General features: G+C 70.7%; 16 protein-coding genes. 11 read left to right on the top strand and 5 right to left on the bottom strand.

What is annotated here, in order from left to right:
- Positions 1 to 111: 111 nt before the first annotated feature.
- Positions 112 to 522: a nuclear transport factor 2 family protein gene (locus HNR30_RS12275; protein WP_181609882.1), complete on the bottom strand. Its 411-nt coding sequence runs from the start codon at positions 520 to 522 to the stop codon at positions 112 to 114.
- 95 nt (positions 523 to 617) lie between these two features.
- Between HNR30_RS12275 and purB the strand changes: the two genes are divergently transcribed.
- From purB to HNR30_RS12295, 4 genes are all read left to right on the top strand, one after another.
- Positions 618 to 2,048, top strand: a complete 1,431-nt coding sequence (gene purB / locus HNR30_RS12280) for an adenylosuccinate lyase (RefSeq protein WP_181609883.1) — start codon at positions 618 to 620, stop codon at positions 2,046 to 2,048.
- 28 nt (positions 2,049 to 2,076) lie between these two features.
- Entirely contained in the window at positions 2,077 to 2,859 is a 783-nt protein-coding gene (locus HNR30_RS12285) for a GNAT family N-acetyltransferase (RefSeq protein ID WP_181609884.1), read from the top strand.
- A gap of 190 nt (positions 2,860 to 3,049) precedes the next feature.
- On the top strand, positions 3,050 to 4,066 hold the full coding sequence (locus HNR30_RS12290) for a DUF4037 domain-containing protein (protein WP_246378029.1): 1,017 nt from the start codon (positions 3,050 to 3,052) through the stop codon (positions 4,064 to 4,066).
- Positions 4,067 to 4,195: 129 nt separating this feature from the next.
- Positions 4,196 to 5,044: an alpha/beta fold hydrolase gene (locus HNR30_RS12295; RefSeq protein WP_181609885.1), complete on the top strand. Its 849-nt coding sequence runs from the start codon at positions 4,196 to 4,198 to the stop codon at positions 5,042 to 5,044.
- Here HNR30_RS12295 and HNR30_RS12300 read toward each other — a convergent pair.
- On the bottom strand, positions 4,989 to 5,774 hold the full coding sequence (locus HNR30_RS12300) for a MerR family transcriptional regulator (RefSeq protein ID WP_181609886.1): 786 nt from the start codon (positions 5,772 to 5,774) through the stop codon (positions 4,989 to 4,991). The two genes, HNR30_RS12295 and HNR30_RS12300, sit on opposite strands and share 56 nt — an antisense overlap.
- 55 nt (positions 5,775 to 5,829) lie before the next feature.
- Between HNR30_RS12300 and HNR30_RS12305 the strand changes: the two genes are divergently transcribed.
- Complete coding sequence (locus tag HNR30_RS12305) at positions 5,830 to 6,615, top strand: MerR family transcriptional regulator (protein WP_181609887.1); 786 nt, start codon at positions 5,830 to 5,832, stop codon at positions 6,613 to 6,615.
- Here the strand turns inward: HNR30_RS12305 and HNR30_RS12310 are convergent.
- Positions 6,581 to 8,953, bottom strand: coding sequence for an ATP-binding cassette domain-containing protein (locus HNR30_RS12310; protein WP_181609888.1), 2,373 nt, complete (start codon positions 8,951 to 8,953; stop codon positions 6,581 to 6,583). The genes HNR30_RS12305 and HNR30_RS12310 overlap by 35 nt on opposite strands.
- 24 nt (positions 8,954 to 8,977) lie before the next feature.
- Positions 8,978 to 9,745 carry a type I methionyl aminopeptidase gene (gene map, locus HNR30_RS12315; RefSeq protein ID WP_181609889.1) on the bottom strand — a complete coding sequence of 256 codons (768 nt, stop codon included), beginning with the start codon at positions 9,743 to 9,745 and terminating at the stop codon, positions 8,978 to 8,980.
- Positions 9,746 to 9,811: 66 nt separating this feature from the next.
- Here map and HNR30_RS12320 point away from each other — a divergent pair, with 66 nt between their 5' ends.
- The 6 genes from HNR30_RS12320 to HNR30_RS12345 all read left to right on the top strand — a co-directional run bounded on the left by HNR30_RS12320 (position 9,812) and on the right by HNR30_RS12345 (position 18,507).
- Positions 9,812 to 10,066, top strand: a complete 255-nt coding sequence (locus tag HNR30_RS12320) for a helix-turn-helix domain-containing protein (protein WP_181609890.1) — start codon at positions 9,812 to 9,814, stop codon at positions 10,064 to 10,066.
- A 55-nt stretch (positions 10,067 to 10,121) separates the two neighbouring features.
- Positions 10,122 to 11,237 carry a glutamine-hydrolyzing carbamoyl-phosphate synthase small subunit gene (gene carA / locus HNR30_RS12325; protein ID WP_181609891.1) on the top strand — a complete coding sequence of 372 codons (1,116 nt, stop codon included), beginning with the start codon at positions 10,122 to 10,124 and terminating at the stop codon, positions 11,235 to 11,237.
- Entirely contained in the window at positions 11,224 to 14,529 is a 3,306-nt protein-coding gene (carB, locus tag HNR30_RS12330; protein ID WP_181609892.1) for a carbamoyl-phosphate synthase large subunit, read from the top strand. Before carA ends, carB begins: the two co-directional genes overlap by 14 nt.
- 142 nt (positions 14,530 to 14,671) lie before the next feature.
- Positions 14,672 to 16,474, top strand: a complete 1,803-nt coding sequence (locus tag HNR30_RS49190) for a carbamoyltransferase family protein (protein WP_181609893.1) — start codon at positions 14,672 to 14,674, stop codon at positions 16,472 to 16,474.
- A gap of 270 nt (positions 16,475 to 16,744) precedes the next feature.
- Positions 16,745 to 17,512: an RNA polymerase sigma factor gene (locus tag HNR30_RS12340; protein WP_181609894.1), complete on the top strand. Its 768-nt coding sequence runs from the start codon at positions 16,745 to 16,747 to the stop codon at positions 17,510 to 17,512.
- Positions 17,509 to 18,507 carry a hypothetical protein gene (locus HNR30_RS12345; protein ID WP_181609895.1) on the top strand — a complete coding sequence of 333 codons (999 nt, stop codon included), beginning with the start codon at positions 17,509 to 17,511 and terminating at the stop codon, positions 18,505 to 18,507. Before HNR30_RS12340 ends, HNR30_RS12345 begins: the two co-directional genes overlap by 4 nt.
- 244 nt (positions 18,508 to 18,751) lie before the next feature.
- Here HNR30_RS12345 and HNR30_RS12350 read toward each other — a convergent pair whose 3' ends face one another.
- Positions 18,752 to 19,729, bottom strand: coding sequence for a tyrosine-type recombinase/integrase (locus tag HNR30_RS12350; RefSeq protein ID WP_312894374.1), 978 nt, complete (start codon positions 19,727 to 19,729; stop codon positions 18,752 to 18,754).
- Positions 19,730 to 19,828: the final 99 nt, after the last annotated feature.

A 19,828-nucleotide genomic window follows, 5' to 3' on the forward strand; every position in this document is an offset into this window, starting at 1 on the left:
GGTATGCCGCGAAACCCTAGGACCGCCCCCTTGCCGCCCGGCTGTGCATCGCGCCCTGCGGCGGCGGAGCGGGCTGTGCGCCACGCCCTGTACGGCCAGTATATGCGCAGGTCAGATGGTGTTCTCGTGGACGTGGGCGATGAGCCAGCGTCCCTGGTCGCGGCGCAGGACCGTGGTGGTGCGCACCAGTTCCGGCTCGCCGTTGTCGAAGTCGACGCGCAGCACGTAGGCGGCGACGGCGGTGTCGGCCCATTCGTGGATGACCGGTTCGCCGGGGGTGACGCCGATCTCGGCGGGCCCGCCGGCTGGATCGGTGGCGGGATCGGTGGCGGGATCGGTGGCGGGACCGGATGTGGGGCGGGCGTCGCGTACCGCTTCCAGCTGGGCGCGGCTGGTGATCAGCTCGGGCGAGGCGGAGTCGAAGATGGTGCACTCGGGGTGCAGCAGCGCGTCGACTCCGGCGCGGTCGCCGCGGGCGTAGGCGTCGTACATGGCGGTGATGACCGGCCAGACCTGTGACATGGCGCCCACCGTACCCGCGACCCGTCACGGCCCGTGACGGGCAGCTGTGGCCCGCCGCCGATCAGGGCCTGGGCGGGGCGGTAGGCTGGGGCAACGTGACTGCCAAGCCGCGTATCCCCAATGTGCTCGCCGCTCGTTATGCCTCCGCCGAGCTGGCCCGTATCTGGTCTCCCGAGGCGAAGGTCGTCGCCGAGCGCCGGTTGTGGCTGGCGGTGCTGTCCGCGCAGTCCGAGCTCGGCGTGGCCGTGCCGGAAGGGGTGCTGGCCGACTACGACAAGGTCGTCGAGCAGGTCGACCTGGCCTCGATCGCCGAGCGGGAGCGGGTGACGCGTCACGATGTGAAGGCCCGCATCGAGGAGTTCAACGCGCTGGCCGGTCACGAGCACGTCCACAAGGGCATGACCTCGCGTGACCTGACCGAGAACGTGGAGCAGTTGCAGATCCGCGACAGCCTGCTGCTGGTGCGTGACCGGGTGGTGGCGTTGCTGGCGCGCCTGGCCGAGCTGGGCGTCCGCTATGAGGACACGGTGATGGCGGGGCGTTCGCACAACGTCGCCGCGCAGGCCACCACGCTCGGCAAGCGGTTCGCCAGCGCCGCCGACGAGCTGCTGGCCGCCTACGGCAGGCTGGCGCAGCTGCTGGAGCGTTACCCGCTTCGCGGGGTCAAGGGACCGGTCGGCACCGCGCAGGACATGCTCGACCTGCTGGGCGGCGATCGCGGCAAGCTGGCCGAGCTGGAGCGGCGAGTGGCGGCGCATCTGGGGTTCGCCGACGCCTTCGACAGCGTCGGCCAGGTGTATCCGCGTTCGCTCGACTACGACGTGGTCTCGGCGCTGGTGCAGCTGGCGGCGGCGCCGAGCTCGCTGGCCAAGACGATCCGGCTGATGGCCGGCCACGAGCTGGTCACCGAGGGGTTCGCCGAGGGGCAGGTCGGCAGCTCGGCGATGCCGCACAAGATGAACACGCGCTCGTGCGAGCGGGTCAACGGCCTGATGGTGATCCTGCGCGGCTACGCCTCCATGACGGCCGAGCTTTCCGGCGACCAGTGGAACGAGGGCGACGTGTCGTGCAGCGTGGTGCGGCGGGTGGCGTTGCCGGACGCGTTCTTCGCCTTCGACGGCCTGGTCGAGACGATGCTGACGGTGCTGGAGGAGTTCGGGGCCTTCCCCGCCGTCATCGACGCGGAGCTGGAGCGGTATCTGCCGTTCCTGGGGACGACGAAGATGCTGATGGCGGCCGTGCGGGCGGGCGTGGGCCGCGAGCAGGCGCACGAGCTGATCAAGGAGCACGCGGTGGCGGCGGCGCTGGCGATGCGCGGCGAGGGGGCGGCCAACACGCTGCTGGCGCGGCTGGGCGGCGACGAACGTTTCCCGCTGGACGAGGCACAGCTACGGGGACTGCTGGCCGACAAGGCGTCGTTCACGGGTGCGGCGGCCGACCAGGTGCGGGCGGTGGCGGCGCGCGTGGAGCGGCTGGTGGCCGACTTCCCGCAGGCGGCCGCCTACCGGCCCGGCGCGATCCTGTGAGGGGTGAGCGGCCGGGCGCGGGTGTTCGATGCGGGAGCTGACCTCGGCCGCCCAGGTGCGGGCGGCGTGCGGTGACGACGACCTGATGGTGTGGCTGGCGCAGGACCTCGGCACACCCGGCGGCGCGTCGAGTGGCCCATCCGGCGGTGCGGCGGGTCGGGTGCGGGCGTGGAGTCTCGGGCGGGCGCTCGTGGTGGCCTCGCCCGGCGTCTCGCGCCGTGACCGGCTCGGCTTGTACGGCCCCGCCGCCGAGGTGTGCCCGCTCGTCGAGCACGCCCTGGCGGTGTGCGGCCCCCACTACCGTCCGCTCGGCGAGCCCGAGCTCGTCACCGACGTCGTCCGCAAGGTCGACGCCCTGGACGGCCCGGTCGGTTTTTCCTGGATGTCCCTGGCCCGGCCCGCAGCATTCGCGTCCGCCTCTGTCGAAGGGGTGGAGTGGCTGCCCGCCTCGGCCGACGACGAGGTGGCCGCGCTGCTGGCCGTCCACGCGCCCGACTCCTACGCCGTCCCCGGCGGTTCAGGGGTGCACCGCTGGGCGGGCATCCGCGAGCAGGGCCGCCTGGTGGCGGTCGCCGCCGACGCGTGGAGCGCGCCGTCGGTCGGGCTGCTGGCCGGCGTCGCCACCGACGCCTCGATGCGAGGTCGCGGGCTGGCCGGGCGGGTGTGCGGCTGGATGGCGGCGCGGCTGGCCGAGGAGTACGGCAGGGCGGCGCTGATGGTCGACGACCGCAATGCCGCGGCGCTGCGCGTGTACGAGCGGATCGGGTTCGTGCGCCGCCGCGTGGCTGCCGCCTGGGTTCCCGGCACCTGAACCGGCCCCTACCGGCAGCGGATGCCTGCTTGACGTGCCTTGACCGGCGCCGACGGGCGAGTTGACCTTCATGGCGCGCCCTTGGCGAACACCCGCGAACCCGCTGGCCGAGGGCGGCGTGAAAAACCTGGTGAAGCCGGGCGGGCCCGCGAGGCACAGTGAGGCGGTGATGAACCGTTTCGTTCCTGGCATGGATCTGTCCCGCGACTTCTACACGCAGGTCGTCGCCCCCTTGGCCGAGCCGTACCCGCACAGCGCCGCCCTGATCGGGCCCGGCTCCGAGGTGCTGGCCTTCGACACCCCGCGCTCAGTCGACCACGACTGGGGGCCGAGGGTGCTGGTGTTCGTCGAGCCCGGCGCGGTGGAGCAGGTGCGCGAGCAGATCGTCTCCCGCCTGCCCGAGCGTTTCGGCGGCTTTCCCACCACCTTCGCCTACCACGAGCGGCGCGGGCCTGGCGTGCAGGTGGCGGAGCTGGGGCCGTGGTTGCGTGAGCGGCTCGGGTTCGACCCGCGTGAGGGCATGGGGCTGGTCGACTGGCTGTCGGCGACGTGGCAGAGCCTGGCGGAGGTGACACTCGGCGAGGTCTTCCATGACGGGCTGGGGGAGCTGGAGGCGGTACGGCATCGGCTGCGCTGGTATCCCGGCGACGTGTGGCGGTATGTGCTGGCCTGCCAGTGGCGGCGCATCGCCCAGGAGGAGCCCTTCCCCGGCCGGTGCGGCGAGGTGGGCGACGAGGCGGGCTCGGCGGTGGTGGGCGCCCGTCTGGCCCGGGAGGTGATGCGGCTGGCGCTGCTGATGCGCCGCCGCTACCCGCCGTACGCCAAATGGCTGGGCAGCGCGCTGGCGCGGGTGCCGGGCTCGGCGGAGCTGGCCGAGGCGCTGGGCGCCGCGCTGGCGGCACGCTCGTGGCGCGAGCGGGAGGCGGGCCTGTGCGCCGCCTACGAGCGCCTGGCGGGGCTGCACAACCGGATCAAGCTGACCGAGCCGCTGGAGGTGGCGGTGCGGCCCTTCCACGACCGGCCGTTCCGGGTCATCGGGGGTGACCGGTTCGCCGAGGCGCTGATGGCGCAGGTGGGCGATCCGGTGATCGCCGCCTTGCCGCCGGTGGGGTGCGCCGACCAGTTGTCGGATTCGGTGGATCTGCTGACGCGGCCCTCTCTGGCCAGACCGCTCACGGCGGCGGCCCTCGGCTTGCACGCCGCCTGAAAGGCCGCCCCTCAAAAGCCGCGTCTCAAGACCCGCGCCTGAAAGGCCCGCGCCTGAAAGACCCGCTGCGTTCGAAGGCCTGCTTGAGGGCCTGCGCGCTCGCGCCGGGCAGGGCCTAGCGTGGCGGGCATGAAGAAGATCGACGGCCTGGCGGTGGAGGAACACGGCGACGGGCCCGCCGTGGTGCTGGTCCATGCGGGGATCGCCGACCGGCGCATGTGGCGGCACCAGGTCGCCCACCTGGCACCCACCCACCGGGTGATCACCTACGACTGGCGCGGGCACGGCGACTCCGACGACCCGCACGGCCCCGTCACCCACCACCTCGACCTGCTGACGGTCATGGACGCGCTCGGCGTGGAGCAGGCGGTGCTGGCGGGCTGCTCGATGGGCGGCTCGCATGCGGTGGAAGCGGCGCTGGCCCAGCCGCACCGGGTGCGCGGCCTGGCCCTGATCAGCTCCGGCCTGTCGGGCCACACCTGGCCGCCGGAGATGATCGCCCAGGTGCGCGAGCGGGTGCACACCGTCATCCCCGCCGAACGGCTGGCCGCCTACCGCGAACGCCGTGCCGTACCCCGGCCCGCCGACGTCGCCGCCTACGCCCGCGCGCACACCGCCTGGCAGGTGGCGGGCCCTGAGCGTGACCCCGCCGACCTCGACCCGCAGGTGTGGGAGCTGGCCGTCGACATGCTGACGCGGCTGCTGACCCGCCAGTGGTCGGCGCCCGCCCCCGTCGAGCACGACCTGGCCGCCGAGAGGCGCCTCGGCGAGATCACCGCCCCCACCCTGGTGATCAACGGGCTCGACGACGTGCCCGCCATCCAGGAGGTCTCCACGGTGCTGGCGTCCGGCATCGCCGGCGCGCGCCGCGTCGACCTGCCCGGCACCGGCCACCTGCCGCCGCTGCAACGCCCCGCGGAGGTCAACGCCGCTCTGACGGCCTGGCTGCGTTCGCTGAGTTCGCCGCGTTGGCCGTGATCGCCTGGCTCAGGTAGGCGGCCAGGCCCGGCGCCGCCGCGTCGATGGCGGCAGTGAAGCGCGGATCGTCGACGTACAGCTGCGCCAGGCAGGCGTGGATGTCGTGCGAGCAGTCGTAGAACCAGCGGCTGATGTGGCCGCGGTGCCGTTCCGCCAGGTCGAGCACCCGCTCGTCGTCGGCGGGCAGCCCGGCTTTCATCGCCGCCACCAGCTCGTCGATGAGGCCGGCCGCCTCGGCCTTGAGCTGCAGCCAGTCGGCCTTGGTGTAGGAGGCGACGCGGCGGCGTGACTGCTCGAACTCCTTGCTGCCGCCCCAGCGCCGCTCCACCTCGGCGTCGTGGTCTTCGGGACGGAAAGTGCCGAACACCTCGAAACGTTCCTCCGGGGTGAGCCTGATGTGCTGGGTGCGTGCCTGCATGGCCAGCTCGACGGCGGCGACCAGCTCCTGGACACGGTCGCGGCGCTGCAGGAGCAGCTCGTGCTGGCGGCGCAGGTGGGTCAGCTCGTCGGCGCCCGGATCGTCGAGGATGACGGCGATCTCCTCCAGCCCGAAGTCGAGCTCACGGTAGAACAGGATCTGCTGGAGCCGTACCAGGTCGTCGTCGGTGTAGCGGCGGTAGCCCGCGCCGGTGCGCATCGTCGGCGACAGCAGCCCGATCTCGTCGTAGTGGTGCAGGGTGCGCACCGTGATCCCGGCCAGGCGCGAGACCTGCCCCACGGAGAAGCTCATGTCCTCCAGCATGAACCCTCACCTGACGTGAGGCGCAACCTGGTTGGCTGGGGTCATGCACGAGGACCTGCTGACGATCGGGCAGTTCGCCCGGCTGGCGCGGCTGAGCGTCAAACAGCTGCGCCACTACGACGAGCTGGGGCTGCTGAGCCCGGCCCGCGTCGATGAGCTGACCGGTTACCGCTACTACCGGGCCGGGCAGGCCAGGCAGGCGTTGTCGATCGGGTTGCTGCGCTCGCTGGACGTGCCGCTGCCGGTCGTGGCGCAGGTGCTGTCGGGTACGGCAGGCGCGCTGGAGGGGGTGCGGGCCGGGCTGGAGTCGGAGCTGGAGCGGCGCCGCAGGGCCCTGGCGACGCTGGAGCGGGTGATGGCCGACGGGCTGCCGTCGGCGCAAGTGCGTATCGTCCGCGAGCCTGCCCGCCCGGTCGTCGTCGCGGCCGAGCAGGCGTCCGGTCCGGGCGACATCGCCCGCGCCACCTCGGCGGCCGTCGCCCGCCTGCTCGCCACGCCGGCAGCCGGTGACGTCGGTGACGTCGGTGGCGGGGGGCCGCAGCTCATCGGGTTGTTCCCGGTGGAGCTGAGCGAGCCGCTCACCGTCGAGGTCGCCCTGGTCACCGACGGGCCGGGGGAGCGGACCCTGCCCGGGGGCTCCTTCGCCGCCGCCACGCACGTCGGGCCCTACGACCAGATCGACCTGACCGCCCACGCGCTGCTGGCCTGGTGCGCCGAACGCGGCGTCGCGGCACCGGGGCCGATCCGCGAGGTGTACGTCTCCGATCCGGCCCGCACGCCGCCCGGCGAGCTGGTCACCCAGGTGATGGTGCCGCTGGGGGAGGCGTGAGCTCTGCCACGGATCGCCGCAGATGACGTGCGGTCAAAGAACCGGGAACAGAGCCGTGAACAGAGCCGTGAACAGAGCCGTGAACAGAGCCGTGATCGGCCAGGAGCTGTGCCGGGGTGCCCTCGAACATCACCGTCCCGCCGTGGCGTCCGCCGCCGGGCCCCAGGTCCACCACCCAGTCCGCGCGTTTGATCACCTCGACGTCGTGCTCGATGACGATGACGGTGTTGCCCTGGTCGACCAGCCGGTCGAGCAGGTCGACGAGGGCGTGCACGTCGGCCGGGTGCAGGCCGGTGGTGGGCTCGTCGAGGACGTACAGGTTCGTGGTGGCGCCCAGTTCGCCGGCGAGCTTGAGCCGCTGCCGTTCGCCGCCCGACAGGGTGCTGGTCGGCCGGCCCAGGGCGAGGTATCCGAGGCCGACCCGCACCAGCGTGGACAGTTTCGCGGCCAGGGCGGGCTGGCCGGCGAAGAAGGCGCACGCCTGCTCGGCGTCGAGGGCCAGGATGGCGACGATGTCCTTGCCGTTCCAGCGGTGGCGCCTGGCCTCGTCGTTGAAGCGGCTGCCGCCGCACGCCTCGCACACGGTCGTCACCGGGTCCATGAAGGCCAGATCGGTGTGGACGAGGCCGCGTCCCTCGCAGGTCTGGCACGCCCCGGCCGCGTTGGAGCTGAACAGGCCGGCGGGCTGTCCGGAGGACTTGGCCAGGAGTTTGCGGATCGGTTCCAGCGCGCCGATGTGGGAGGCGGGGCTGGAGCGGGCCGACACGCCGATGGCGCCCTGGTCGACGACGACCGCGTGCGGATGCTGTGCGGGCAGCACCTGTCCGATCAGCGTCGATTTTCCTGATCCTGCCACGCCGGTGACGCAGGTGAGCACGCCCAGCGGCAGGCGCACGCTGACGTCGCGCAGGTTGTGCAGGGCGGCGCCGGTCACCTCCAGGTGGCCGGCGGGCTCGCGGACCTGCGTCTTGAGGGGTCGGCGGGCGGCCAGGTGGCGGCCGGTCGTGGTGGCCGAGCGCCGCAGGCCGTCGACGGTTCCGGCGTAGACGAGCGTGCCGCCGTGCGCTCCGGCGCCGGGTCCCAGGTCGATGACGTGGTCGGCGATCTCGATGACGTCGGGGTCGTGCTCGACGACCAGCACGGTGTTGCCCTTGTCGCGCAGGGCCAGCAGGAGCTGGTTGACCCGGCCGACGTCGGCCGGGTGCAGGCCGGAGCTGGGCTCGTCGAAGATGTAGGTCATGCCGGTCAGGGCCGAGCCGAGGTGGCGCACCATTTTCAGCCGCTGGCCCTCGCCGCCCGACACGGTCGAGGTTTCCCGTTCCAGCGACAGGTAGCCCAGGCCGATGGCCTCCAGGCGTTGCAGGGCACGCACCGCGCCGCCGACCGCGGGATTGTCCGGCCCGAGCCCGCCATCACCCTGGTGTTCGAGCTCTCGCAGGACGGCGAGCAGGTCGGTGACCTCCATCGCGCCGTAGTCGGCGATCGAGTGCGGGCCGATCCTGGTGGCCAGAGCCGCGGCGTTGAGCCGCCGCCCGTCGCAGCCGGGGCAGCGTCCCTCGCGTACCACCTGCTCCACCTGTGCGCGGGTGCGGGCGGCCAGGCCGGAGGTGTCGCGTTTGAGGTACAGGCGGGTGAAGCGGGTGACCAGGCCTTCGAAGGCCATCGTGTTGACGCTGCCGTTCTTGCCGTGCACCCGCACCGTGAAGCCCTCGCCGTGCAGGAGCGTGTCACGTTCGGCGGGGCTGTAGGCGCGCAGCGGCTTGGCCGGGTCGAAGGTGCCCGAGTGGGCGTAGATCCGCCACTGCCAGGTGCCCACCCCGAACGGCGGGAAGCGGATCGCGCCCTCCTGCAGCGACAGTTCCTCGTCGAGGAAGGCGTCCAGGTCCAGGCGCAGGCTGCGGCCCAGGCCGTCGCAGGCCGGGCACATGCCGGCGGGGTCGTTGAAGGAGTAGGCGTGGGAGTAGCCGGCGCTGGGGGTGCCGTAGCGGGAGAACAGCACCCGCAGCATGGGGGAGATGTCGGTCAGGGTGCCGACCGTCGAGCGGGAGCCGCCGCCGACCGGTTTCTGGTCCACGACGATCGCGGCCGACAGGTTGGCGATCGCGGTGACGTCGGGTTTGTCGTAGCGGGGCAGCCGGTTGCGGACGAACGGGGTGAACGTCTCGTTCAGCTGGCGTTGCGACTCCACCGCGATGGTGTCGAACACGATCGACGATTTGCCCGAGCCGGACACCCCGGTGAAGACCACCAGCCGGTTCTTCGGGATGGACAGGCTGATGTCCCGGAGGTTGTTGACTCGGGCGCCGACGATCTCGATACGACCTTGACCGTACGCCATACGGTACAGCCTACCGCATCGGGGTCAGAGGCTCGTGAGCACCAGCGGCCCCTGCTCGGTGACGGCCACCGTGTGCTCGGCGTGCACGGCGCGCCGCCCGCTCACGCTGGCCAGCGACCACCCGTCGGCCAGCTCGTGATAGCGGCCGTCACCACCGGCCACCAGCATCGGCTCGATGGCCAGCACCAGCCCGGGCCGCATCACCATGCCCCGGCCCGGCCGCCCGCGGTTGGGCACCGACGGATCCTCGTGCATGTGGCGGCCGATGCCGTGCCCGCCGAAACCGTCCGGCACCCCGCAGCCGCCACGCGCCGCCACCTGCGCGATCGCATGCCCGACGTCGCCCAGGCGCGCGCCCGGCACCGCCGCGGCGATCCCGGCCGCCAGCGCCGCCTCCGCCGTTTCGATCAGCTCGAGATCCTCCGCCCGCCCGGCGCCGACCGTCATGCTGAAGGCGGCGTCGCCCGCCCAGCCGTCCAGGTACACCCCGCAGTCGACGCTCAGCAGGTCGCCCTGCTCCAGCCGGCGCCGGGTGGGGATGCCGTGAACGATCACGTCGTTGACGGAGGTGCAGATCACCGCCGGGAACGGCGTCGGCGCGAAATGCGGCCGATAGTGCAGGAACGCGGGCTTGGCGGCGTGCTCGTCCATGACGGCCGCGGCCACCGCGTCCAGCTCCAGCAGGCTCACGCCCGGCGCCACCCGCTCGCGCACGGCCTGCAATGCGGCGGCGACCACGCGGCCGGCCTGGCGCATCGCCTCGATCTCCGATGTCGTCTTCAGTTCCACCATGCCGATAACAATACCGGTATTTTTATCCCGCTGGTATTTGTATCCCGGACGGGTAGGCTGGCAGGCATGGTGCGACCTCCCATGACCCCGCAGGAACGCCGCCGCGGCGAACACCTCGGCACCCTCCTGCGCCAAGCCCGCGGCGAGCGCAGCATCGTCGAGGTCGCAGCCCTCGCCGGCATCTCCGCCGAAACCCTGCGCAAGATCGAGACCGGCCGCATCGCCACCCCGGCCTTCTTCACCATCGCCGCCCTCGCCGAAGCCCTCGACGTCTCCCTCGACCACCTCGCCCTGCGCCTGAGCCCCGCCCCGCAGGGCTGAAAGAAACCGGCAAGACTTCCACCGGCCGCCACCGGGCCGCTGACACGATCGGAGCATGAGTCGGTCCGGCCTGGCTGTCCTGGTCCTCGAAGACGGCCGCGTCTTCCACGGCGTGCCGTACGGCGCCCACGGCGAGACCTTCGGCGAGATCGTCTTCACCACCGGCATGACCGGCTACCAGGAGACCCTCACCGACCCCTCCTACCACCGCCAGATCGTCGCCATGACCGCGCCCCACATCGGCAATACCGGCGTCAATGACGACGACCCCGAGTCGTCGAAGGTCTGGGTCGCCGGATATGTCGTGCGCGAGCCCTCCCGCGTCGTGTCCAGCTGGCGCGCCACCGGCGACCTGGAGACCTACCTGCGTGAGCAGGGCGTGGTCGGCATCGCCCTGCGCGGCACCCGCGCCCTGACCCGCCACCTGCGCGAACGCGGCGTCATGCGCGCCGGCATCTTCACCCGCCCTGTCCAGCCGATCGCCCGCCTGCTCGAACGGGTACGGCACAGCCCGCGCATGGAAGGCGCCGCCCTGGCCGGACAGGTCTCGGCCGCCGAGCCGTACGTGGTCGAGGCGATCGGCGCCAAACGCTTCACCGTCGCCGCGATCGACCTGGGCATCAAGGGCATGACGCCGCGGCGCATGGCCGAGCGCGGCTGCAAGGTGCACGTGCTGCCCGCCACGGCCACCTTCGAGCAGATCCAGGCGCTCGGCCCGGACGGCGTGTTCTACTCCAACGGCCCCGGCGACCCCGCCACCGCCGACGTGAGCGTCCTGCGGCAGGTGCTCGCCGCGAACATCCCCTTCTTCGGCATCTGCTTCGGCAACCAGCTCCTCGGCCGTGCCCTGGGCCTTGCCACCTACAAGCTGCGCTACGGCCACCGGGGCATCAACCACCCCGTTCAGGACCGGCGCACCGGCAAGGTCGACATCTCCGCCCACAACCACGGCTTCGCCGTCGACGCCCCGCTCGACGGGCCCTTCGACACCCCGTACGGCCCGGCCGAGGTCTCCCACGTCGACCTCAACGACGGCTGCGTCGAAGGGCTGCGCCTGCTGCGCGCACCCGCCTTCAGCGTGCAGTACCACCCCGAGGCCGCCGCCGGACCCCACGACGCCTCCACTCTGTTCGACGACTTCTGCGAGGTCATGAGCCGTGCCCAAACGTGACGACATCCGCTCGATCCTCGTCATCGGCTCCGGGCCGATCGTCATCGGCCAGGCCTGCGAGTTCGACTACTCCGGCACCCAGGCCTGCCGCGTGCTCAAGGCCGAAGGCTTCCGCGTCGTCCTGGTCAACTCCAACCCGGCCACGATCATGACCGACCCCGAGTTCGCCGACGCCACCTACGTGGAACCGATCACCCCCGCCTACGTCGAGCAGATCATCGCCAGGGAACGCCCTGACGCGCTCCTGCCCACCCTGGGCGGCCAGACCGCGCTCAACACCGCCGTCGCCCTGCACGCCTCCGGCATCCTCGACCACTACGGCGTCGAACTCATCGGCGCCGACTTCGACGCCATCCAGGCCGGCGAGAACCGCGAGAAGTTCAAGGAGATCGTCGCCAAGGTCGCCCGCGAGCAGGGACTCAACGCCTCCAGCGCCGCCTCGCTCATCGGCCGCACCCTCGAGGAGTGCCTGGCCGCGGCGGGGGAGCTGGGCTATCCGCTGGTCGTGCGGCCCTCCTTCACCATGGGCGGCGCAGGCTCCGGCCTGGCCTACGACGAGGACGACCTGCGCCGCATCGCCGGTGCCGGGCTCGACGCCTCGCCGACCACCGAGGTGCTCCTGGAGGAGTCGATCCTCGGCTGGAAGGAGTACGAGCTGGAGGTGATGCGCGACAAGGCCGACAACGTCGTCATCGTCTGCTCGATCGAGAACATCGACCCGATGGGCGTGCACACCGGCGACAGCGTCACCGTCGCCCCGGCGCTGACGCTGACCGACCGCGAGTACCAGAACATGCGCGACGTGGCCATCGCGGTCATCCGCGAGGTGGGCGTCGACACCGGCGGCTGCAACATTCAGTTCGCCATCGACCCGCGCACCGGACGCATGATCGTCATCGAGATGAACCCGCGCGTCTCCCGGTCTTCGGCCCTGGCCTCCAAGGCCACCGGATTCCCGATCGCCAAGATTGCCGCCAAACTCGCGATCGGCTACACCCTCGACGAGATCCCCAACGACATCACCAAGCAGACCCCCGCCTCCTTCGAACCCACCCTCGACTACATCGTCGTCAAGGCACCCCGCTTCGCCTTCGAGAAGTTCGCCGGAGCCGACCAGACCCTCACCACCCATATGAAATCCGTGGGGGAGGCGATGGCCATCGGCCGCTGCTTCACCGAAGCCCTCCAAAAAGCGCTGCGCTCCCTGGAGAAGAAGGACTCCTCCTTCACCTGGACAGGAGAGCCCGGCGACATGACACACCTGCTGCAGGCCTGCCGTACCCCGCACGACGGACGGCTGCGCACCATGCAGCAGGCCATCCGCGCCGGAGCGACACCCGAGCAACTGGCCGAGGCGACCGGCATCGACCCGTGGTTCATCGACCAGCTCCACCTCCTGCACGAACAGGCCACCGCCCTGGCCGCAGGACCGCTCGACACCACACGGCTGCTGCGCGCCAAAGCCCACGGCTTCAGCGACCGCCAGATCGCCGACATCCGCGCCACCACCGAAACCGCCATCCGCCACTTCCGGCACAGCCTCGGCGTCCGGCCCGTCTACCACACCGTCGACACCTGCGCCGCCGAGTTCGCCGCCACCACGCCCTACCTGTACTCCACCTACGACGTCGAAACCGAAGTCCCGTACGGCGACCGCCCGAAGGTCATCATCCTCGGCAGCGGACCCAACCGCATCGGCCAGGGCATCGAATTCGACTACGCCTGCGTCCACGCAAGCTTCGAGCTGTCACGCGCCGGATTCGAAACCGTCATGGTCAACTGCAACCCCGAAACCGTTTCCACCGACTACGACACCTCCGACCGGCTCTACTTCGAACCCCTCACCCTCGAAGACGTCCTCGAAGTCGTCCACGCCGAACAACGCACAGGACCCGTCGCCGGCGTGATCGTCCAGCTCGGCGGCCAGACCCCCCTCGGCCTCGCCCAAGCACTCAAGGACGCCGGCGTCCCCATCGCCGGCACCCCGCCCGAATCCATCCACCTCGCAGAAGAACGCGGCGCCTTCGGACGCGTCCTGGCCGAGGCAGGCCTGCTCGCCCCCCGCCACGGCACCGCCCACACCGCCGACGACGCCCTGCGCATCGCCGCCGACCTCGGCTACCCCGTCCTCGTGCGCCCCTCCTACGTCCTGGGCGGCGCCGGCATGGCCATCACCTACGACGACCACACCCTGACCGCCTACCTGGCCGCCCACCAGGCCCGCCAGGAAGGCGACCACCCCGTCCTCATCGACAAGTTCCTCGACGTCGCCATCGAGATCGACGTCGATGCCCTGTTCGACGGCGAGGAGCTCTACCTCGGCGGCGTCATGGAACACATCGAGGAAGCCGGCATCCACTCCGGCGACTCCGCCTGCGCCCTGCCCGCCATCACCCTGGCCTCCACCGACATCGCCCGCATCCGCGACGCCACCCGCGCCATCGCCCACGGCATCGGCGTACGCGGACTGCTCAACGTGCAATACGCCATGTTCGCCGGCGTCCTGTACGTCCTGGAAGCCAACCCGCGCGCCAGCCGCACCGTCCCCTTCGTCTCCAAAGCCACCGCCGTCCCCCTCGCCAAGGCCTGCGCCCGCATCATGATGGGCGCCACCATCGCCGGCCTGCGCGCCGAAGGCCTGCTCCCACCCACCGGCGACGGCGGCAACCTGCCACCCCAGGCCTCCATCGCCGTCAAGGAAGCCGTCCTGCCGTTCAACCGCTTCCGCGGCGTCGACACCGTCCTCGGACCCGAGATGCGCTCCACCGGCGAAGTCATGGGCATCGACACCAGCTTCGGCGTCGCCTACGCCAAATCCCAGGCCGCCGCCTACGGCGAACTGCCCACCAAAGGCCGCGTGTTCGTCTCCGTCGCCAACCGCGACAAACGCGCCATGATCTTCCCCGTCAAGATCCTCGCCGACCTCGGCTTCGAGATCCTCGCCACCGAAGGCACCGCCGAAGTGCTCCGCCGCAGCAACGTGCCCACCCAGATCCTGCGCAAGCACAGCGACAGCCCCGACAGCCCCGACGACGGCTCACCCTCCTGCGTGCAGGCCATCCTCGACGGCCACATCGACCTCATCGTCAACACCCCCTTCGGCAGCCCAGGCCACTCCGGCCCCCGCCTCGACGGCTACGAGATCCGCACCGCCGCCGTCCTGCGCGGCACCCCCTGCATCACCACCATCCAAGGCCTGGCCGCCGCGGCCGCCGGCATCCAAGCCATGATCCGCGGCGACATCGGCGTGCGCTCCCTCCAGGAACACGCACGCCGACTCGAATTCACATAACTCACAACCGCCCATGAGAAACGCACCCGCGATGATGCGGCACTCCTATTGAAGGCCCCTCACATTCGACCTTACGCTGGCCACGAAAGTCGCCCGAATATTCCGAGACCGCGTAGCGCAGAAGCAGAGAAGGAAGGCCAACATGATTGTCCTGGGGTGCAACGGCTTCACCCGCGGCGCTGGCATCTTTGCTGAGCACTTCGGCGCCGTCGGCATCGACAAACACTACATACTCGGCCACGACGCCGGAGCGTCCCTGCTCGTCGACGGCAAACTCGTCGCCGCAGTCGAAGAAGAGCGGCTCAACCGCGAGAAGAAAACGTCAGACTTCCCGATCAATTCCGTCACCTGGTGCCTCGAGTTCGCCGGAATCGAATTCTCCGACGTCGACCTCATTGCCATTCCCTGGAATTTCTCCACCGAAGTCGTCAATGGACTCCTCCTCGGCCTCGCCCACACCCCGATGAAAGCCGAAGCCAAACTCGACCTCCTCGGCCGGCTAGGCACCCTCATCATCGACGCCCTCGGCCACGACGCCGTCCTCGCCGACTTCGCCGCCCGCACCGGCTTCACCCCCGACCCCGACAAGGTCGTCTTCGTCCCCCACCACCTGGCCCACGCCATGACCGGCTACTACTCCGCCGGACTCAAAGACAGCGCCTTCCTCATCAGCGACGGCCGCGCCGAACTGTTCTCCTCCCTCACCGGAGAAATCCGCGACGGAAAGATCACCATCTTCCAGGAATCGGCCATCACCGCCACCGACTCCATCGGCCTGCTGTTCGCCTCCATCACCCGCTACCTGGGCTTCGTCCCCAACATCGACGAATACAAGATCATGGGCCTGTCCGGCTTCGCCGAACCCCCCACACCCAACCCCTTCCTCGAACACTTCATCCAACTCCACGACGACGGCCGCTACACCCTCACCGTGCCCCACGACCTCGACGACGCCCGCTGCTACGACCCCCTCCTCGAACAACACTTCGGCCCCCTGCAAGACACCGTCGAATACCGCGCCAACCTCGCCTCCGCCGCCCAGGAGATGCTCACCGTCGTCACCAGCCACCAGCTACGCGCCCTCGAAACCAAAACCGACCTGCGCCACCTGCTGTTCGAAGGCGGCGTCGCACTCAACTGCGTCAACAACACCAAACTCCTCGAAAGCTCCGACTTCACCGACATGGACGTCAGCTTCGGCGCCAGCGACACCGGCGTCGCCATCGGCGCGGCCGTATACGCCTGGATCAACCACCCCACCACCGCCGCACAACCCAAGACACCCCAGCCCATCACCCCCTACCTCGGGCCCGAATACGACGACACCGCCATCGAAGCCGCCCTGCACGACTTCGCCGACCAGATCGACTGGCACCGCCTCGGCGACGACGAACTCATCGACCAGGTCGCCAAACTCCTCACCGACAAGGTCGTCATCGGCTGGTTCGAAGGCCGCATCGAACACGGCCCCCGCGCCCTCGGCCATCGCAGCATCCTGGCCAACCCCGCCTTCCCCGACATCAAGGACGTCATCAACACCCGCGTCAAACACCGCGAACCCTTCCGCCCCTTCGCCCCGATCGTCCTGGAATCCGACGCGCCGAAGATCTTCGACATGGGCCGCAAGACCCGCTCGCCATACATGACCTTCGTCTTCCCCGTCCAACCCGACTTCACCGACGTCATCCCCGGCGCCATCCACGTCGACGGCACCTCCCGCGTGCAGACCATCACCGACGACGACACCCCCCGCCTGGCCGCCCTGCTACGCCAGTTCACCGCCCTCACCGACGTGCCCTGCCTGATCAACACCTCCTTCAACGTCGCCGGCGAACCCATCGTGTGCACACCCGCCGACGCGATCAGCTGCTTCCTCGGCACCGAGATCGACTACCTCGTCGTCGGCAACCACCTCGTCAGGAAGCGCCGCTCCGACCGCTCCTGACCCCAGGGACGCATCGCCGGGAGGCTCCACCAGACGGCCTCCCGGCGATCTCCTGTCTCCAGCCCACCCCCGGCCCACACCCGCCGCTCCTGCCGTACGGCACAGCCCTCCGTCCACCAGCGCCCTAAAGTCGTCCACACCACACCGGACGGCCACACCGGACGGCCACACCGGACGGCCGCCATACGGACCCGGAGACGCCGCCACCATGCCGGAGCAACCACAGGCCCACCGCGACACACCCCCGCGCCTGCCGGACATGACCCAGACATGAACGCCACCGACACCGGGCCACCACGCACCCAGCGCTTCGCCCACCTCTACCAGCAGACCTACACCGCGCTGCTGCGCTTCGTCGAACGACGCGTCCACCCCTCCCACGCCGAAGACATCGTCGCCGACGTCTTCCTCGTAGCCTGGCGACGCCTGGACGACATACCCCCCGCACCCGACGAAGCACGAGCCTGGCTGTACGGCGTAGCAAACCGCACCCTCCGCAACGGGCAACGAGCCGACCAACGCCGCCACGCCCTCACCATCCGCATCGCCGACCACCAACTCACCGGCGCCGCGGCCCACGAGCTCGACCCCGACCTCGTCGCAAGACGGCTCGACCTCGTCCAGGCGTGGCGCACCATCAGCCCACGCCACCAGGAGGCGCTCGCCCTGGCCGTATGGGACGGCCTCACCGCCCCGCAGGCCGCACGCGTGCTCGGCATCTCACCCGTCGCCTTCCGGCTGAGACTCACCCGAGCCCGCCGCGCCCTACGCCACCACGCCGACACCGCCCGGGGCAACAGCCACGACACCTCCTGGGACGCCCCGCCTGACACCGCGTACGGCTTGACGCGTGACACCACCCACACCACACGAGACGCCGCACACGCCGCACACGTCACCGGGCGTGACGCGGCAAGGGACGCCATGCCCGCCCTTGGCACCACTCTCACCCCCTTCGACGACCACCTCGACGCCCGCCTCGACGCCGCAAGCCAGCCCGTGGCGCCCGCCACCGTGGACTCCCGGAGCACCCGATGAACGACACCCTCCACCACACCCTGCGCGGCCTCGACCCCGCCGTCACCCACGCCGCTCACGACCCCAGCACCGACCCCGCCGCCCAAGCGCTGCTCGCCCGCATAACGGCCACCGACCCCGCAGCGACCCCCGCAGCGACCCCCGCAGCGACCCCCGCGGCGGGTCCCACGGCGGACCCCACGGCCGGCGCCGCGGCCGGCGCTAATGGAACCCTCTCGCCACAGACCCGCCACCGCCGCGCCATCACCGTCGGACGCCTTACCGTCGGACGGCTCACCGTCGGACGCCTCACCACCCTCGCCGGGGGACTGGCCCTCGGCGTCGCGGCAGCACTCCTCCTGCCCGGCGTCTTCGGCGGCGGCTCCGCCATCGCCGCCTGGACCGCCACACCACACACCATCACCGGCGACCGCGCCACCGACGCCCAGAACACGTGCCTCGACAGCGCCCACGACGCCGCCCAGCGCACCACCGGCCATCGGCTCGACTTCCGGCCCGTGGTGACCGAAGGCCGCGGTCCCTGGACCCTCGTCTACGTCAACGACAACAGCAGCCACCTCGCCGAGATCACCTGCCTGCTCCTCAACGGCGACCTCATCGGCTCCCATGGCAGCACCCCCGGACCCGACGCACGCCCGCTCCCACCCGTCCCCGCCGGATCGGCACGCGCCGTCCTGGGCTCGGTCCTCAGCACCAGCGAGGAAAGCGTACGCACCGTCACCGGCCGAGTCGGCGACGACGTAATGGGCGTCGAGCTCCTCACCGACGCGCAGGGCACCGTGACCGCCACCGTCGCCGGCGGCTACTTCGCCGCCTGGTGGCCGGACGCGCCCACGACCGAGGCACACGAGAACGCCTCACCCCGCGGAGGGGTCAAGGGCGTCACGGTCATCCTGCAGGACGGGTCGCGGCACGAGGTGTCACTCGAGGACCTCACCGGCCGGACCACCACACAGCTGTACACCCCTGCCACAGGCGGATCCACGGGGGACTGAATACCGTTAGGGGACTGAACACGGTCAGCGGACTGAACACGGTCAGCGGAGGGCCTGGCTGCCGGGCCAATCGGCTCACGGCCCCCAGACAGGGGAGCGCTCGGCACAGCGTGTGCCTGACCACAGGCCCGTGGTCAGGCACACCCTCAGCCCACACACCCTCAGCCCACAAAGCCTCAGCCCACAAAGCCTCAGCCCACAAAGCCTCAGCCCGGGGGAGAGGCGCCCCGGCAAGCGCACTCACTCACTCGCCCTTGCGAGGCCGCAACAACGGATGCGACCGCATCGCCACCTCCAACTCCCCAGGCAATTCATCCCGATACCGCCCCAACGTCGACAGATCGCTGTGCCCCAGCACCCGCCGCACCGCATCCATGTCCACCGCGTCCGCCAGCAAATGCGTCGCCGTCGTATGCCGCAACCCGTGAGGCGTCACCGACCGCCGCTGCGAAGGATCCACCTCACGCTGCACCCGATCGATCACCCCCTGCACATCCCCGCGAGCCAGCCGCCGCCCCCGCCACGACAACAACAACGCCTTCTCCGACGACGCAGGACGCCCCTCCACCAGATACGCGTCCAACGCCTGCCCCACCAGCCCAGGCAACGGCACGTCACGCGTCTTGCCACCCTTGCCGAAGATCCGCCAATACCGCACACCGTCGTTGGTGAAGAAATCCTCCACATTCGCCCGCACCAGCTCCGACACCCGCGGACCCACCGTCGCCAGCAACAACACGATCAACCCGTCACGCACCTGCACCCGCTGATCACGCCGCCCCTCGACGGCCGGAGACGCCGACGCCGCCGCACCGATCAACCCCTGCGCCTGCTCCCGCGTCAACGCCCGCCGCTCCGCCCGCAACCCGCCACGCTCACGCGCCATCACCGTCGACGTCGTCATCGGATTGATCTGCACCCACCCCGCCAACGTCGCATGCTTGAACAACGCCGAGATCGACCGACGAAACCGCGCCTGCGACGACGCACTCTGCAACCGCCCGTCAGGCTCCGCCCGCCGCCCATCGGGCTTACGCGCGAACGCCAGCAAGATCGCATCGACATCCGCCCCCGACAGATCGTCGAGCACCGTCTCCGCACCCGCCAACTCCACCAGCGTCGCCACGTCACGCCCATACACCTCCGCCGTCGACGGCGACAACGCCCCCGTCAACGTGCGCGCCCGCACCAGCTCCACATACCGATCGGCCGCCTCGGCCACCGACAACCGGTTCAGCTCCGCAGGGCGCAACCCCCGACCCCCTCCACCTCGACACCGCACAGCACCACCCAGCGCCCCCAAGGTAGCCGCGGCCACCGA

The organism is Nonomuraea soli, assembly GCF_013761175.1.
Taxonomy (GTDB): Bacteria; Actinomycetota; Actinomycetes; order Streptosporangiales; family Streptosporangiaceae; genus Nonomuraea; species Nonomuraea soli.

Excerpts from the sequence above, each read along its gene's own strand:
- HNR30_RS12275 (WP_181609882.1), bottom strand. The coding sequence starts at position 522 with ATGTCACAGGTCTGGCCGGTCATCACCGCCATGTACGACGCCTACGCC.
- HNR30_RS12285 (WP_181609884.1), top strand. The coding sequence starts at position 2,077 with ATGCGGGAGCTGACCTCGGCCGCCCAGGTGCGGGCGGCGTGCGGTGAC.
- HNR30_RS12290 (WP_246378029.1), top strand. The coding sequence starts at position 3,050 with ATGGATCTGTCCCGCGACTTCTACACGCAGGTCGTCGCCCCCTTGGCC.
- HNR30_RS12295 (WP_181609885.1), top strand. The coding sequence starts at position 4,196 with ATGAAGAAGATCGACGGCCTGGCGGTGGAGGAACACGGCGACGGGCCC.
- HNR30_RS12300 (WP_181609886.1), bottom strand. The coding sequence starts at position 5,774 with ATGAGCTTCTCCGTGGGGCAGGTCTCGCGCCTGGCCGGGATCACGGTG.
- HNR30_RS12305 (WP_181609887.1), top strand. The coding sequence starts at position 5,830 with ATGCACGAGGACCTGCTGACGATCGGGCAGTTCGCCCGGCTGGCGCGG.
- HNR30_RS12310 (WP_181609888.1), bottom strand. The coding sequence starts at position 8,953 with ATGGCGTACGGTCAAGGTCGTATCGAGATCGTCGGCGCCCGAGTCAAC.
- map (WP_181609889.1), bottom strand. The coding sequence starts at position 9,745 with ATGGTGGAACTGAAGACGACATCGGAGATCGAGGCGATGCGCCAGGCC.
- HNR30_RS12320 (WP_181609890.1), top strand. The coding sequence starts at position 9,812 with ATGGTGCGACCTCCCATGACCCCGCAGGAACGCCGCCGCGGCGAACAC.
- carA (WP_181609891.1), top strand. The coding sequence starts at position 10,122 with ATGAGTCGGTCCGGCCTGGCTGTCCTGGTCCTCGAAGACGGCCGCGTC.
- HNR30_RS49190 (WP_181609893.1), top strand. The coding sequence starts at position 14,672 with ATGATTGTCCTGGGGTGCAACGGCTTCACCCGCGGCGCTGGCATCTTT.
- HNR30_RS12340 (WP_181609894.1), top strand. The coding sequence starts at position 16,745 with ATGAACGCCACCGACACCGGGCCACCACGCACCCAGCGCTTCGCCCAC.
- HNR30_RS12345 (WP_181609895.1), top strand. The coding sequence starts at position 17,509 with ATGAACGACACCCTCCACCACACCCTGCGCGGCCTCGACCCCGCCGTC.